The 13,353-nt window shown below is 68.6% G+C and carries 19 protein-coding genes and 1 tRNA gene; 12 read left to right on the top strand and 8 right to left on the bottom strand.

Annotation, left to right across the window (positions count from 1 at the left end; translation table 11 throughout):
- Nucleotides 1–19: 19 nt before the first annotated feature.
- The 4 genes from MUN78_RS04645 to MUN78_RS04630 form a co-directional block, all read right to left on the bottom strand.
- Nucleotides 20–589: a LemA family protein gene (locus tag MUN78_RS04645; protein WP_244693371.1), complete on the bottom strand. Its 570-nt coding sequence runs from the start codon at nt 587–589 to the stop codon at nt 20–22.
- Nucleotides 590–647: 58 nt separating this feature from the next.
- Nucleotides 648–2,063, bottom strand: a complete 1,416-nt coding sequence (locus MUN78_RS04640) for a D-arabinono-1,4-lactone oxidase (RefSeq protein ID WP_244729142.1) — start codon at nt 2,061–2,063, stop codon at nt 648–650.
- Nucleotides 2,060–3,328 (bottom strand): alanine racemase, encoded by a 1,269-nt coding sequence (locus MUN78_RS04635; protein WP_244729140.1) that lies wholly within the window; start codon nt 3,326–3,328, stop codon nt 2,060–2,062. The genes MUN78_RS04640 and MUN78_RS04635 overlap by 4 nt, the downstream gene beginning before the upstream one ends.
- Before the next feature lie 109 nt (nt 3,329–3,437).
- Entirely contained in the window at nt 3,438–3,608 is a 171-nt protein-coding gene (locus MUN78_RS04630; protein ID WP_244693368.1) for a hypothetical protein, read from the bottom strand.
- 40 nt (nt 3,609–3,648) lie between these two features.
- Here MUN78_RS04630 and MUN78_RS04625 point away from each other — a divergent pair.
- A tRNA-Leu gene (locus MUN78_RS04625) sits at nt 3,649–3,722 on the top strand.
- Nucleotides 3,723–3,826: 104 nt separating this feature from the next.
- On the opposite strand, the gene MUN78_RS04620 is transcribed toward MUN78_RS04625, so the two are convergent.
- From MUN78_RS04620 to MUN78_RS04605, 4 genes are all read right to left on the bottom strand, one after another.
- Nucleotides 3,827–5,140, bottom strand: a complete 1,314-nt coding sequence (locus MUN78_RS04620) for a tyrosine-type recombinase/integrase (protein ID WP_244729139.1) — start codon at nt 5,138–5,140, stop codon at nt 3,827–3,829.
- Nucleotides 5,141–5,257: 117 nt separating this feature from the next.
- Nucleotides 5,258–5,701: an ImmA/IrrE family metallo-endopeptidase gene (locus tag MUN78_RS04615; protein WP_244729137.1), complete on the bottom strand. Its 444-nt coding sequence runs from the start codon at nt 5,699–5,701 to the stop codon at nt 5,258–5,260.
- A gap of 3 nt (nt 5,702–5,704) precedes the next feature.
- Nucleotides 5,705–6,313: a DUF4352 domain-containing protein gene (locus tag MUN78_RS04610; protein WP_244729136.1), complete on the bottom strand. Its 609-nt coding sequence runs from the start codon at nt 6,311–6,313 to the stop codon at nt 5,705–5,707.
- A gap of 44 nt (nt 6,314–6,357) precedes the next feature.
- Nucleotides 6,358–6,813, bottom strand: coding sequence for a helix-turn-helix domain-containing protein (locus tag MUN78_RS04605; protein ID WP_244729134.1), 456 nt, complete (start codon nt 6,811–6,813; stop codon nt 6,358–6,360).
- 133 nt (nt 6,814–6,946) lie between these two features.
- Here MUN78_RS04605 and MUN78_RS04600 point away from each other — a divergent pair, with 133 nt between their 5' ends.
- From MUN78_RS04600 to MUN78_RS04550, 11 genes are all read left to right on the top strand, one after another.
- Nucleotides 6,947–7,207: a helix-turn-helix domain-containing protein gene (locus tag MUN78_RS04600; protein ID WP_244729132.1), complete on the top strand. Its 261-nt coding sequence runs from the start codon at nt 6,947–6,949 to the stop codon at nt 7,205–7,207.
- Nucleotides 7,208–7,938: 731 nt separating this feature from the next.
- Complete coding sequence (locus MUN78_RS04595) at nt 7,939–8,703, top strand: phage antirepressor (RefSeq protein ID WP_244729130.1); 765 nt, start codon at nt 7,939–7,941, stop codon at nt 8,701–8,703.
- Nucleotides 8,700–9,002: a hypothetical protein gene (locus tag MUN78_RS04590; RefSeq protein ID WP_244729128.1), complete on the top strand. Its 303-nt coding sequence runs from the start codon at nt 8,700–8,702 to the stop codon at nt 9,000–9,002. The genes MUN78_RS04595 and MUN78_RS04590 overlap by 4 nt, the downstream gene beginning before the upstream one ends.
- An 86-nt stretch (nt 9,003–9,088) precedes the next feature.
- Entirely contained in the window at nt 9,089–9,394 is a 306-nt protein-coding gene (locus MUN78_RS04585) for a hypothetical protein (protein ID WP_244729126.1), read from the top strand.
- A 6-nt stretch (nt 9,395–9,400) separates the two neighbouring features.
- Nucleotides 9,401–9,595, top strand: coding sequence for a hypothetical protein (locus MUN78_RS04580; protein WP_244729125.1), 195 nt, complete (start codon nt 9,401–9,403; stop codon nt 9,593–9,595).
- Nucleotides 9,596–9,599: 4 nt separating this feature from the next.
- A complete protein-coding gene (locus tag MUN78_RS04575) occupies nt 9,600–10,184 on the top strand; it encodes a hypothetical protein (protein WP_244729123.1) in 585 nt (194 codons plus the stop codon).
- The gene (locus MUN78_RS04570; RefSeq protein WP_244729121.1) at nt 10,184–10,510 is read left to right on the top strand and encodes a hypothetical protein; all 327 of its coding nucleotides are present in this window, start codon (nt 10,184–10,186) and stop codon (nt 10,508–10,510) included. The genes MUN78_RS04575 and MUN78_RS04570 overlap by 1 nt, the downstream gene beginning before the upstream one ends.
- On the top strand, nt 10,507–11,532 hold the full coding sequence (locus tag MUN78_RS04565; protein ID WP_244729119.1) for a YqaJ viral recombinase family protein: 1,026 nt from the start codon (nt 10,507–10,509) through the stop codon (nt 11,530–11,532). Before MUN78_RS04570 ends, MUN78_RS04565 begins: the two co-directional genes overlap by 4 nt.
- The gene (bet, locus tag MUN78_RS04560) at nt 11,529–12,410 is read left to right on the top strand and encodes a phage recombination protein Bet (RefSeq protein ID WP_244729117.1); all 882 of its coding nucleotides are present in this window, start codon (nt 11,529–11,531) and stop codon (nt 12,408–12,410) included. Before MUN78_RS04565 ends, bet begins: the two co-directional genes overlap by 4 nt.
- On the top strand, nt 12,407–12,853 hold the full coding sequence (locus MUN78_RS04555) for a hypothetical protein (protein WP_244729115.1): 447 nt from the start codon (nt 12,407–12,409) through the stop codon (nt 12,851–12,853). Before bet ends, MUN78_RS04555 begins: the two co-directional genes overlap by 4 nt.
- Nucleotides 12,853–13,032 (top strand): hypothetical protein, encoded by a 180-nt coding sequence (locus MUN78_RS04550; protein ID WP_244729113.1) that lies wholly within the window; start codon nt 12,853–12,855, stop codon nt 13,030–13,032. The genes MUN78_RS04555 and MUN78_RS04550 overlap by 1 nt, the downstream gene beginning before the upstream one ends.
- The last annotated feature ends 321 nt before the right edge of the window (nt 13,033–13,353 follow it).

Raw genomic sequence — 13,353 nt, 5'->3', positions numbered from 1 at the left:
GTGCCTCCCTCCGCGGGCGTCAGAACTGGATGCGCGGCGGCTCCGAGATCGACGCGATGTCGTCGACCTCGAAGAAGTCGCGCTCCGCGAAGCCCATGCCGCGCGCGAAGATCGTGTTGGGGAACACCTGGATCTTCGTGTTGTACTCGCGCACGCCGCCGTTGTAGAAGCGGCGGGCCGCCTGCACCTTGTTCTCGGTGTCGACGAGCTCGCTCTGCAGCTGGAGGAAGTTCTGGCTCGCCTGCAGCTGGGGATAGGCCTCCGCGACCGCGAAGATGCTCTTGAGCGCCTGCTGCATGTGCCCCTCGGCGACGGAGGCCTCGGCGGGCCCCTGGGCCGAGATGGTCTCCGCGCGCGCCTGCGTGACGGAGTCGAACACGCTCTTCTCGTGGGCGGCGTAGCCCTTGACCGACTCGACGAGCGCCGGGATGAGGTCGGCGCGCCGCTTGAGCTGCACGGTGATGTCGCTCCACGCCTCGTCGACGCGCACGCGGAGCGTGACGAGCGAGTTGTAGGTGATCCAGACGTATCCGACGAGGATGACCAGCACCCCGGCCGCGATGAGCAGCGCAATCAATCCACCAGACATGCTCTGCATCATAGCGGTGCCGCCCACGAATCCCCTGGGCCCGCCGCGGATGGCGCGGCTACGCGCCGAGCACGCGGCGCAGGTACGGGTTCGCGAAGACGCGCTCGGGATCGAGGCGGTCGCGCGCCGCCGCGAATCTCTCGAAGCCGGGGTGCACGGCCGCCAGCTCCGCGGCCGTGCGGGTGTGCATCTTGCCCCAGTGCGGGCGCCCGTCGTGGGCGGCGAGGATCGCCTCGGCGTCGCGGAAGTAGCTCCGATCCCGGTCGCGGTGGAAGCGGTGCACCGCGATGTACCCGGTCTCCCGCCCGTGGGCGGTGGACAGCAGCAGCTCGTCGGCGGCGGCGGCGCGCACCTCGATCGGGAAGGAGACCCGGTGCCCGCGGCGCTCGATCATGGTGCGCAGCTCGCGGATCGCCTCGGGGACGGCCTCGAGGGGCACCCCGTACTCCATCTCGCGGAAGCGCACGCGCCGCCGCGTGACGAAGACGCGATGGGACTCGTCGGTGTAGGCGCGCCGGCTCGAGGTCCCGGCGATGAGGCGGTTCACGGCCGGCGTCGCGGCGGGAAGGGCGCTGCCGAGCGCGGCGCAGACGCCGAAGGCGAGGTTGTTCGCGAGCTCCTCGTCGAGGAATCGGGCGGCCGGGGCGAGCGGCGCGCCTGGCGCGTCGAACGGGAGGCGGGTGTTCGTCTTCGTCCGGGCGCTCGCGGTGTGCGGGAACCAGAAGAACTCGAAGTGATCGGCCGCGCGGCTGCGCTCCGCGAAGCCGTCGAGCACCGCCTCGAGCGGGGCGGGCGCCTCCTCGGCGTGCAGGCGGAAGCGCGGCACGCACTGCAGGGTGAGCGACACGATCACGCCGAGCGCGCCGAGACCGAGGGCCACGGCCGGCAGCAGCCCGGCGGCGTCCGTCGCATCGGCGGGCGATCCCCCGGCGGCGTCCGTCGCATCGGCGGGCGATCCCCCGGCGGGCGATCCCCCGACGGGCGTCTCGCCGAGGTCGAGGACCTCGCCGGTCCCGGTGACGATCCGCGCGCCGACGACCGCCGTCGCGAGCCCGCCGAGGCCGAGGCCCGTCCCGTGCGTCCCCGTCTGCGTGGCCCCCGCGATCGTCTGCCGGTCGATGTCCCCCATGTTCGGCAGCGCCAGGCCGAGCGGCTCCAGGATCGCGGGGAGCTGCCACAGCCGCGTGCCGCCGAGCAGCGTCACCCGGCCGCGCGGGACATCGGCCGAGACGAGCCCGCTCAGGCCGTCGGGGTCGAGCCGGATCCCGTCGGTCGCGCCAATGGCGGTGAAGCTGTGCGAGGCGCCGATCGGCTTCAGCGTGCGACCCGTCTCGCGGGCGCGCTGCACGGCGCGGACGATCTGCGCCTCGCTGCGCGGGGCGATCGCGAGCGCGGGCAGGCTCCGCTCGGTGCCGGCCCAGTTGCTCCAGGGGCGCGGCGCCGGCCGCGGGGGGCGCCGGGTCGGATGGCTCACAGGAAGCACCGTCCTTCTCCTCGATAGCTGGGGAGGGGGTCGAGGGCGACGGGCCCGTCCCCCTCGGGCGCTCCGACGAGCACCGGCACGATCTCCCCGACGTGCTCGAGCGGCTCGCCCGCCTTCGCGTGGCGGAACCAGACGCGGTCCCCCGGCCGCAGCTCGGCGGCCGCCGTGCCGCGCACCGGGGTCTGCACCTCGCCCGCGCCTTCCCGGGGCTCGAAGGCCAGCCCGGCGGGCCGCACGGGGCGCGGCGCGCGGTCCGCCCCCGGCGGCCCCGAGGCGATCCAGCCGCCGCCGAGCAGCGTCGCGCGCTCCGTGTCCGGCCGGCGGACGACGTCGAGGGCGAAGCCGAGCGCCGGGGCGACGTCGAAGTCCCGGTAGCGGTCGAAGAGCAGCGGGCCGTACAGTCCGCTTCCCGCGGCGACCTCCGTCACGGCGGGCTCCGCCGCGGTGCGCTCCACCGATCCGGTGCCGCCGCCGTTGACGAACTCGAGCGCGGCGATCTCCCGCACCGCGGCCACCGCGGCACGGCGCCGCTCGGCGAGCTCCGCGCCGCTGCGCCGCTGCACCGCGCGCATGAGCCGGCCGTTCACGGCGCCCGCCGCATCGGCCACCCCCGCGATCTGCGCCTCGTAGGCCATGATCCCGACGAGGGCGAAGCCCGGGCGCGCCTGCACCGTCTCTGCGAGCGCGCGCAGCTCGCCGGGCGCGTGCAGCGGAGAGCGGCGGACCCCGATGTGGCCGAGGCCCGGGCTCCGCCAGGAGGCGTCGAGATCGAGGCAGACGCGGATCGGTGCGCTGCGGGTGCTCGGCGCGGCGGCGGCGTCGACGAGGTCGAGCTGCGCCGCATCGTCGATCATGAGCGTCACCCGGGCGGCCGCCTGCGGGTCGCCGCCCAGGCGCGCGAGCGCGGCCCGATCCGCCGTCGGATACCCGACGACGACGTCCTCGACGGTCTCCGCGAGCCAGAGCGCCTCGGCGAGGGTGTAGGCGAGCACGCCCCGGAAACCGGGGAGGGCGAGCACGGCGTCGAGCACGCCGCGGACGCGCACCGACTTGCTCGCGACGCGGATCGGCAGGCCGCCCGCTCGCCGCACGAGATCGTCGGCGTTGCGCCGCAGGGCGTCGACGCTCAGCGCGACGACGGGCGCCGGGCGATCCCGGGTCGCTCGGTCGAGCGCGCCCCAGTAGCGCTCGGCGTCCCGCCACGGCTCCGCGCGGGAGGCCGCGATGATCTCGGGCGCGCTGAGGTCGAGGAGCATATCCGCAGTGTAAAGGGTCAGAAGGCCCCCGCGCCCGGGATGCGTGCCCGGTCCCGCGCCCGATCCGCCGATTCCTCCCCCGCCCGACGCGGCCGCGTCCTCCCGCAGCTCAGTCCTCGCCGAGGTCGCGGCGCAGCTCCGCCTCCCACGCCGCGCGCGCCGCGGCGCGGTCCGCGCGGGCGGACTCCCGCCGGGCGCGCCAGGCGCGGGCGCGCAGGCGCAGAGCGAGCGCGACGGCGATGAGGATCGCGACGACGAGCAGGATCTTGGCGAGCAGCACGGGCTCAGCCTAACCGGTGTGGAAGGATGAGAACCCCGCCCCCCCCATAGCCCAACTGGCAGAGGCAGTCGACTTAAAATCGACGCAGTCTGGGTTCGAATCCCAGTGGGGGGACCGTCAGCGGCCCGACTCCCCTAGAAACATAAGGGATCGCGGGCCATGATCGCCTCGGCGAAACACGGCGCCAGATCGGCGTAGACAGCACATAGACAGCATGACTACGCCGCCTCCAGAAGGCCTGCAGTCTCGGTGGCCTTCGCCAACGCCTTCTCGCGGTGCTCCGAAACGGCGTCAATGACCTCGTCGAGACGGTCGTGCCAGAGGTGCGCATAGGTGCGCATCGTCTCCTTCGGCGTCTTGTGGCCGAGCATCTTCTGCACGACGAGTGGATCCGCGCCGGCCGCGATCGCAGCAGAAGCTGCAGTGTGGCGAAGCTTGTGAGGAGTGAGGTCACGCTCGTCCTCAAGCCCCGCGAGCCTCAGCGCCGGGACCCAGACGTTTCGGCGCCAGTTGCGCTGATCCACGGCTCCGCCGCCGCGCTTCACACGGAACAGCCACTGCTCCCCCGGCTCGTCTTCCATGAGCGGGGTGAGCTCCTCGAGCGCGTACCCATGAACTGGGATGGAGCGCGTCTCCCACGTCTTCGGCGGGCCGATTACTCTGCGACCACCCTCGGTCGTCCATGTGCGTTGCACTGTCGCCCGTCGCGCGAGCGGCTGTACGTCGCGAACCTGAAACGCGGTCGCTTCGCCGATGCGGGGGCCTGACGATGCGAGAACGTGGATGAGGGCACGATCGCGATGCTCGCCCGAGACCTTCGCGCAAGCCGCGGCGAGACGCTCCACCTCCACGTAGTCGAGAATCGCGAGCTCGGACGCGGGTGCCACCCGTGGGAGTTCGACGTGCCGCATCGGATTCCTCGGCATCCAGCCTTCGTCGTGCGCGTAGCGAAGAACGCTGGTGAAGGTTCGGCCGACGATGTCCCGCACCCGAGAGGGCGCAAGGCCTTTGATCTCTCGCCCCTCTGATCGTCCCGTGTAGGTGCGTGGCGCGGTGCCGGTAACCAGGTCGTCGATCCAGGCGTCGATCGCTTCCCGACTGATCCGGTTGATCGGGGTCTCGGCCCACTTCGGGAGGATGTGCACGGCGAGATCGGTGCGGTACGCGTCGATCGAAACAGCTTTCGGGCGTCGCTTCGACTTCATCCACGTATCGGCGAGTTCCTTGAAGCGCTGCTCGGTCTTCTCTGGGGGTGCATACTTCCCCATCCGAATGTTGTCCTCGAGCTCTGCGAGGTAGGCCTCTGCATCGGCCTTGCTGCCGTAGAGGCGCCCGCGTTCACCACCGTCGGGCTCGTACCATCCGACACGCCATCGGGAACCTTTGCCGTAGCGTGCGGTGCGGAAGTGCTCGGGGAGGGTGCGCAGGTTCTTGAGCTCGGCGGCGCTGGGCGAGATGCGGACCTTGGCGCCGTCGGGCATGAGGGCGTGTGCGTCCTTGACCCAGAGGTCGGTGATCCAGGCCCTAGCCATGGGGTCGCTCGACTATCGTGTTGTTCATCGGTTCACCTTTCTGGTGGATCGTGTCTGAGCCCTCGTGGCGCGGTTCTTGCTTGCCGGCTGAACGCGCTGCGGGGGCTTCTTCTGTTTCTAGGCGGCCTCGACCTTCGCGAGCCACTGCCCTGCACCCATGTGCGGGTCGAGGTACACGGTGTCTCCGATGCGCTCGAGGAGACGCTGGTACGCCTCAACACAGCGCGTGACAACACCGAGGTCGTGCGCGATCGCCGGCACATGGCCTTCTCGGAGCGCCTCGAACTCACGGTAGGCGTCGAGTTCGATGAGGCGGAGCGCGGCCCACTCGTCGGCGCGCCTCTCCTGGCGGGCATTCTCCGGACCGAACATCGACGGCACGTCACGGAAGGCTGCGTGGCCGAGCTCGTGCGCGAACGTGAACCGCATCAGACGCGGGGGCATGTCCTCGCGAAGGCGGATGCGTTTCAGGTCATCACGGTACTCGCCGTTGCGCTGGGCAAGGGGGCGGAACTCGACGGAGATATTCCCCGCATCCGCGAGATCGAAGAGTTGCTGCATGAGTCACTCCGTCGCGGGGACGACCCATTCCCATCCGGTCCCGCCGTCAAGGCTAAGGACGAGCGTCCCTTCAGTTGTGGGGACGTCGAGCACCACGGACCCTGTCACCCTCTCGCCGGCGCCGATTCTGTCGGGCAGCCTCTCGCCATCAGCGAGGCAGCTGTACCCTGTCCCGGTTGCAGGATCGCTATTGGCGGTGGTGCCGTTCGCGTCGATCCACTTCCAACTGCCGTTCGACTGGGCCAGAACAGTGTTCGGATAGTTCGGGGTCGTGACGACATCCATATCGACACGGATGAAGTGCCCTCGCTCAGACGGGAGCGCATACTCCGCGGTGCAAGGTGCGTCAACGACGATGGATTTGATCACGAGCTCAACGTCGTTCACATCATCATCGTTGTAGACCACGCCAGCGGTCTCTCCGAGCTTCTTGATGAGGTTTCCCCGCTCGCTCATCGGCGGCGTGTCAGTAGGCTCTGCCACTGGCTCCTCCTCGACCGCTTCCACTTCGGGTGCCGGCGATTCCTTCGGCTCGCTACTGGCGCACCCGGTGATTACCCCCAGTCCAAGCAAAGCAGTGAGTGCAATCGCGGATGGGATTTTCATAGCCATAGAGTGAACTCCGTTCATGTCAGGCGAGCATCTAGCAGCTCGGGTTAGTTAAGAAAATGCTCGTCTGAGTCGTTCGGATCGTCGATCCGCTCCGACGCGGCCGCCAGCTCGTCCTCGACAGGCTCGCGGGTGAAGTCGGGATAGTGCACGGTGCCTCCCTTGCCACTGGGGACGCTATCGAAGACGTCCGACTCCCCCTCGGGAACGGCAGCGAGTCGGCGGGAGATCTCGTCCAACAACTGCTGATCGGTCGCGTCCGCCAGAGTCCCTGAAATCGACAGGGATGAGAGCTCCGAATGGGTCACGATCCCTTGCGCAACGAGCGCGTCCGGAATCGAGGCGTCAAAGGCGCGCGCGATCTTGACCACCGCTTCGGCAGTGAAGCTCCCGTTCTGCGTGTACCGATGCAGCGATGCGATCGGGATCCCGCTGCGCTTTGACACTTCGTTCAGCGAGACAGAGCCCGCCGTTGCTGCGAACCAGTCGTTCATTTCGGTCATGCGTTCCATTTTGGAATATCTGCGGAGATTTTTCAAGCCGGAAAGAACTTTCCAAATCGACTTGACCGAATCACATCAATGTGATTAATCTCTTCCACATCGGAACACTTACTCCAGATCGGAAAGGATTGAAATGGCGACCATCGCTTTGAGGCCCGGGGCGCTCGACCGAGTGCAGGCCTACTCCAACATCACCGACGACGGCGCCTTCGCTCGAGCGATCGGCGTCTCACCTTCCACCCTGCACCGCGCGAAGACTGGGCAAGGCGAGTCTCCTCGACTGATCGCGGGGATGGCGAAGGCGTTCGGATTCTCGCTTGGCGAGATCGCGATCGCGGTCGAAGAGCCTGAGTCCGCCGAGTCCGCGCAGCAGCACGAGGCGGTGGCGTCGTGAGTGGGGCACCGCGAGGCAAGGCGGAGCAAGAGGTTAAGGACGCGTACCACAAGGAGTGCATGGCGGCTGGGAATGAGTTTGCTCGCGCGGTGAAGGATGCTGCTGCGACTCGGGATGACCGGATCGTGATCGCGAACAGGACTCGAGATATGATGCTCCGCGAGTTGAAGTCGGTGGGGTCGTGAGCATTCTGGATGTGCTCTACGTCGGAGTTACCTTGCCTATTGGCCTCGTCGCCCTAGGGCTTGGCATCAAGTCCGAGATGCGGTCCAGGGCGTTGCTTCCTCCGGTACATGTCGCCAAGTCGGCGCGTTCCGAGAGCGCTGATGATGCCGCTTCCCGTTCCGAGGACGAGTCCAGCTAATGCGATACGCAAGCGATTCCCCGTCAGTAGGCACGAGGACCATCTTGAACTCCCCGTCTGCGTCGACATGGTCGTGTAACGGACGCCCAGATCCAACGTGGCCTCCGAACACTTCGACATGTACTCGCTGCGCGTCTTCGCCAGTCCGGTTGATGAAGCGCGTGGTGTGACCGTCGGTAACTACCCAGAGCTCGCGGTATCGCATCCTCAGCTCGGCTCGGATTCCGAGGATGAGCGCTCCGATCGCGATCAGGGATGTGCCAGCCCATCGAGCCCAATCCCACCAATCCACTGATTGCCTCTCTTCAGCAAAAGATGCCTCGCCGTTGCACCGGCGAGGCGAGAACACCAGGAAGCAGGAAGCCCAATGTCCAATCAGATCGTACCGTTCGATTTCGGCGAGCACCACGTGCGTGTCATCGTCCTGGAAGGTGATCCGTGGTTCGTGCTCGCAGATCTCTGCAACGTGCTCGAGATCAGCAACGTCGGTAACGTGGCCGCCCGCCTCGACGACGACGTGAAGGGTATCCATACTGCGGACACCCCTGGTGGTCGTCAGCAGATGACGATCGTCTCGGAAGCAGGCATGTACGAGGTCGTGCTCCTCAGCCGGAAGCCGGAAGCCCGCGCGTTCAAGCGCTGGGTCACCGGGGCTGTGCTCCCGCAGATCCGCCGCACCGGTTCCTACGGCGCGCAGGAGGCGCTCTCTGAGGACGAGATCGTGCACCAGGCTCTCGCGATCACGGTTGCCCGAGTTGAGGCACTCACGGCGGATGTCGCCGCGCTAACGCCGCGCGCTGAGTCTTGGGACCAACTGGCGGATAGCTCGGGCACGTACACGGTCACGGACGCTGGGAAGCTGCTCGCCTCGGCGGGCTGCCAGACCGGGCCGCGACTCCTGTTCCAGCAGCTCGCCGGGATGGGATGGATCTTCAAGCGGTCCGGGATCTGGACGGGGAAGCAGGACAAGATCAACGCTGGCCTACTCGCCGAGTACGCGGGGTCGCACTTCCACCCGCGGACGGGTGAGCGGGTGCTCGACGCTCCCACCGTGCGCGTGACGGTCGAGGGGCTCGGGCAGCTGCGCGAGTTCTTCGGAGGCGCGGAACCGCTGATCGAGGTGACGCCGTGAGTGCGCCAGTCGTTCAGCTCGTGAGCGCCGTCGATCCCGAGCCTGAACCCCCGGAGGTAGAGGCGGCCGCGCCCGCGCTGCTCGAGGACGCCCCGGACCTGATGTCGCCGGCGACACTGTCCGCTGTGCTCGACGACATCAAGGTCGCCACGCTCGCGGAGTGGCGTACGAAGGACAAGGGGAAGCCGGTCGACGAGATGGTCGGTCCTCCCTGGCGGAAACTCGGCGGCGCCGTCCGCTACCTCAAGGGTGACGTCATCGACTGGATCGGGCGTCTGCCCGTCGGGATGACCTCCTAGCACCCCCTTTTCTCCTGCCTCGCGTTCGCTCCGTTCAGGGCGAGGCCTGGCTACTGCATACCCAATTTCGGAAGGAAACCAATCTCATGGAGCTCGTCATCAGCGTGCTGGCGCTCATCGCCATGCTCGGCGCCATCACCCTGCTCGTATTGCTGTTCATTGATCGTCTCCGAGCTCGCCGACGGCAGCGGGCTATGGAGGAAGCGTTGCAGCTCGCGATGGACGCATTCACGGCGTCGGTCGAGCCGGTCGCTGTGCGCGCCGATTCGGAAGCGGGCCGCCGGCTCATCTCGGAGATTCGGCGACGCGGGTCGTGCGGGTGCCCCGACTGCGAGGAGGAGCGGCGCATCGCGCACGCCGAGCAGCAGCAGCAGCAGGGCGACGAGCGGTGACCGCGCATGGATTGGACGCGGATCGTGTGGCGGCTCCTGTGCCTGCTCACCGCCATGTCGGCGCTGCTCGCCATGACCGGCCCGTTCTGGGTCTTGCCGCCGCTCCTGCAGGGGGTCCTGTTGCTGATGGGTCTGCTCGCCGGCGCGTGCCTGTGCATAGCTGGCTGGGCCGACTGGTCGCAGCGATCCGACAGGCGGTGACCCGGTGAAGATCCGCCACGTCGTCGGACTCGACCTGTCGCTCACCAGTACCGGGGTCGCGGCACTGTCGCTCGACACCGGCATTATCCGCCTCGAGCGGGTTCGCACCTCCGGAGCGAAGGACGCTCCGCTCGTGGAGGTGCTCGCCCGCATCGGCCTCGCACGCCGCGGGATCATCAGCCACGTCCCCCTTGACCGGTCGCTCGTCGTCGTCGAGGCCCCCTCACATGGGTCGCGGTTCGGGAAGCCGCACGAGCGGGCCGGCCTCTGGTGGCAGGTCATCTCCGAACTCCACGGACGCGGGCACGTGATCGCGCAAGCGTTCCCCCGCACCCGGGCGAAATACGCCGCCGGCCACTTCCCTGTCGCGGACCCGAGGAAGGGGCCGTCGAAGTCGGAGATCGTCGCCGCGACCCGGGCCGACTTCCCTCACCTCGACATCACGAACTCTGACATCGCGGACGCGCTCGCCGTCGCCCGCATGGGAGCCCGTCATCTCGGCTCCCCCATCGACCCCTCCACCCCGCAGCGGGTGCAGGCCGTGGCCGCTGTCCGGTGGCCCGAAACATCCACGGAAGGAATGAACTGATGGTTCTCAAGTACACGTCCAAGCGTCCCGACGAAGAGCTCGACGGCCTGCAGGATCACGAAGCCCACTTCAAGGGCCACCAGCCCGCCGACATCGTCGCAGTGGTCGTGGTCAGCGGGCACACCGTCGTGGAGGACATGAACGACGGCCAGCGCACTGCGACGGTTCGGGTCAAGCAGATCGAGCCGGTGGACGGGGACGACGCGGCCACGGTGCGGCAGTTGCTCCGCGACCGGTACGCGAAGCGCACGGGGAACGAGCCGCTCCCGATCGACGAGATCGAGCAGCCGAAGCTCGAGATCGTCGAGGGTGGTGATCAGGAGTGAGCGCCACGTTCATGGAGCCGGCGCTCGCGGATCTCGAGGCCCGCGCCGGGGCGTCGGACCAGGACCGGGAGGCGTGGCTCGCCGAGCGGCGCCAGGGTGTGACCGCGACCGAGCTCGCGAAGATCATGACCGCGTCGAACCGGCAAGTCGCGATCCAGGACCTCGTCCGGCAGAAGCGCGACGGCGACTCGTTCACGGGCAACGCCTACACGGAGTGGGGGAAGGAGCGGGAGCCGGTCATCGCCGCGGATCTCGCGGGGTACGGGGTGGTCCCGGAGTCCCGAGTATTCCACGCCGCCGGCAACTCGCGGCACCTCGCGTCCCCGGACGGCCTTTCGGTCGACTTCGACGGCGGCATCGTGCTCGACGAGATCAAGACGTCCGGCAAGCCGCTGCCGAAGGGCTCGCCCGCGCTCGATGCGGCCGGGTACGAGTGGCAGATGCAGTGGTGCTGCTACGTCATCGGCGCGACCGGGTGCTGGCTGAACGTGGAGCAGCGCCTCGGCAATCCGGGCGATTTCCGGCCGGGGCCGCGCTCGCGGGAGTGGTTCCCGCGTGACGAGGGCATGATCGCCGAGCTCGTCGAGGTCGCTGACATGGTGCTCGCCGCGATGGACAGCGACGTCGCACCGGCCCTCAACGAGGAAGTCGACACGCACGCGGTTAACTACCTCCGCGCGCTGGACGAGGAGAAGCAGTGGGCGGCGCTCAAGAAGTCGTCCTACGCGGCCCTCATCGATCTGGGGATCTCGCAGGAGTCCCCGCTCGCTCGGGTCACGATCACGCCGGCCCGTCCGGGTACGGAGACCGTCGAGGAGGTCGTCGACCTCGAGGCAGCACAGGCGGCGCATCCGAAGGAGTTCGCGCAGCTGCAGCGCGCGATCAAGCGTGTGGCGAAGCTGCAGGCCGCGTGGGACGAGCTCGCGGACGCACATACGAAGAGCGTGGCTGTGGTCACGAAGGGGACGGCGGCGCGGGCGACCGTGACCGCTGGGAAGCAGACGAAGGAGCAGAAGGCATGAGTACCGCACTCGCACTCCCCGCACAGGGAGATCCGGCGCAGTGGACCCCACAGGAGGCCGCGCTCGTCGAGGCTGCCGGCCTCGTCTCGGGGCGCGGGCAGAATCGGCAGCTTGCGCCGCGGGCAACGGTGGAGGCGTTTCTCGCGCACTGCCAGCGCACCGGGCTCGACCCAATCGCTCGCCAGATCTATGCGATCGAGCGTGGCGGGAAGTGGGGCATCCAGATCTCGATCGATGGTGCCCGCCTCGTCGCCGAGCGCTCGGGCGAGTATGAGGGTCAGACGTCCGCCCAGTGGACGGCCGACGGCATGACGTGGGTGGACGTGTGGCTCGACGATTCGAAGCCGCCGGCCGCCGCCCGGGTCGGGGTGTATCGGCGATCGTTCCGTGAGCCGTTGTTCGCGGTGGCTACCTTCAAGGCGTACTCGGCGGGCGGGCCGATGTGGCAGAAGATGCCTGCCCTCATGCTCGCGAAGTGTGCGGAGATGCTCGCCCTGCGGAAGGCGTTCCCGCAGGACCTGTCCGGCCTGTACAGCTCCGAGGAGATGGATCAGGCGGCACCGCGCCCCGCGCAGCAGCGTGCTCCGCGGCCGGCGCCGCGGCCCGACGCCGAGCCCGAGACAGTGCAGGGCGAGCTGATGGACGAGCCGGCGCCGGAGACCCCTGCGGCACCGGAGTTCGACCGGGCTGACTGGGTGAACCGAATCCAGGCGTGCCTGCAGGACGACGACGCGGAGGCGGGCATCAACGGTCTGCGCGAGCTCCATGGTGAGGCGCGCGCTGCGGGTCTCCTGCGCGCCGTGCTCGTCGAGGACCTCACGCTCGATCAGGTTCTCCGCGAGTCGAAGGCCGAGATTCTGGCGCGAGGTGGGGCGTGAGCGAGCAGCCGCATACCGCTGCCGAGGTTGAGGGGTGGGTGGCGAAGATGCGGAAGGAAATCGCGATCGAGCCGCCCGCCCCGGGCGTGGTCCGCACCCCGGACCAGATCATCCACCAGCTCGAGCTCGTCGATTCTGTCGCGAATAAGGCGCTGTGGATCGTGAAGGAGGCCGACCGGGTGCGCGGGGACGCGTCCGAGGTGCTGCTGCGGGCGAAGTCGCGGGCGCAGGTCAGTGCGGAGGGCAAGAACGCTGCGGAGCGTACCGCGGCGGTGGACCGTGCAACCGAGCCGGAACGGGCAGAAGAAGCGGCGGCGCAGATTGCCTACCGGTACGCGAAGGGGCTCGCGGATCTTGTCGATTCACGGAAGTCGAGCCTGCAGACGCAGTCGAAGCTCGTCCTCGCGACCTACCAGTTGGCTTCGAGTCCGAGGAGGCCGTGATGCTGCAGGAGGTTCATGCCGGTGATGTGGTCCGTGTCGATGGGGAGCCGCAGCCGTGGCGGGTGGAGAGCAAGACGCGGGACGGGCTGCTCACGCTGGAGGCGCTGCATGCGATGAATCGGATGCGGTGGGCCGGGGTGCACGAGTTCCGGGTCGAGAAATCGGCGGTGTTCTCGTGAGCAATCGACAGAGCGGGCGCATGCCGGAGAAGACGGTTCGGGCGCTCGAGGAGCGCTCCGGCGGTCTCTGTGAGGCCGGCTGTGGGCGGGTGGCGACGGAGATCCATCACCGCCGGTTCCTGTCCAGGGGTGGCCGGCACAATCTCGCGAATCTGCTCCACCTCGACGGGGCCGGGAATCACAACACGGGCGAGTGCCATGGGGTCGCGCATCAGGGGGTGGCTCCGCCGGGGTGGGCGATCAGTCGGCATGAGCGCCGCCACGAGAACGAGATCCCGTTCGTGGATCTTGGGGGGCGGTCGTGGTGGCTCGACGACGAGG

The sequence above is a fragment of the Leucobacter allii genome, from assembly GCF_022919155.1.
In the GTDB taxonomy this organism is placed as follows: domain Bacteria; phylum Actinomycetota; class Actinomycetes; order Actinomycetales; family Microbacteriaceae; genus Leucobacter; species Leucobacter allii.
Note: the sequence above shows the minus strand (reverse complement) of the source record. Positions and strands in the feature narration are given on the sequence as shown.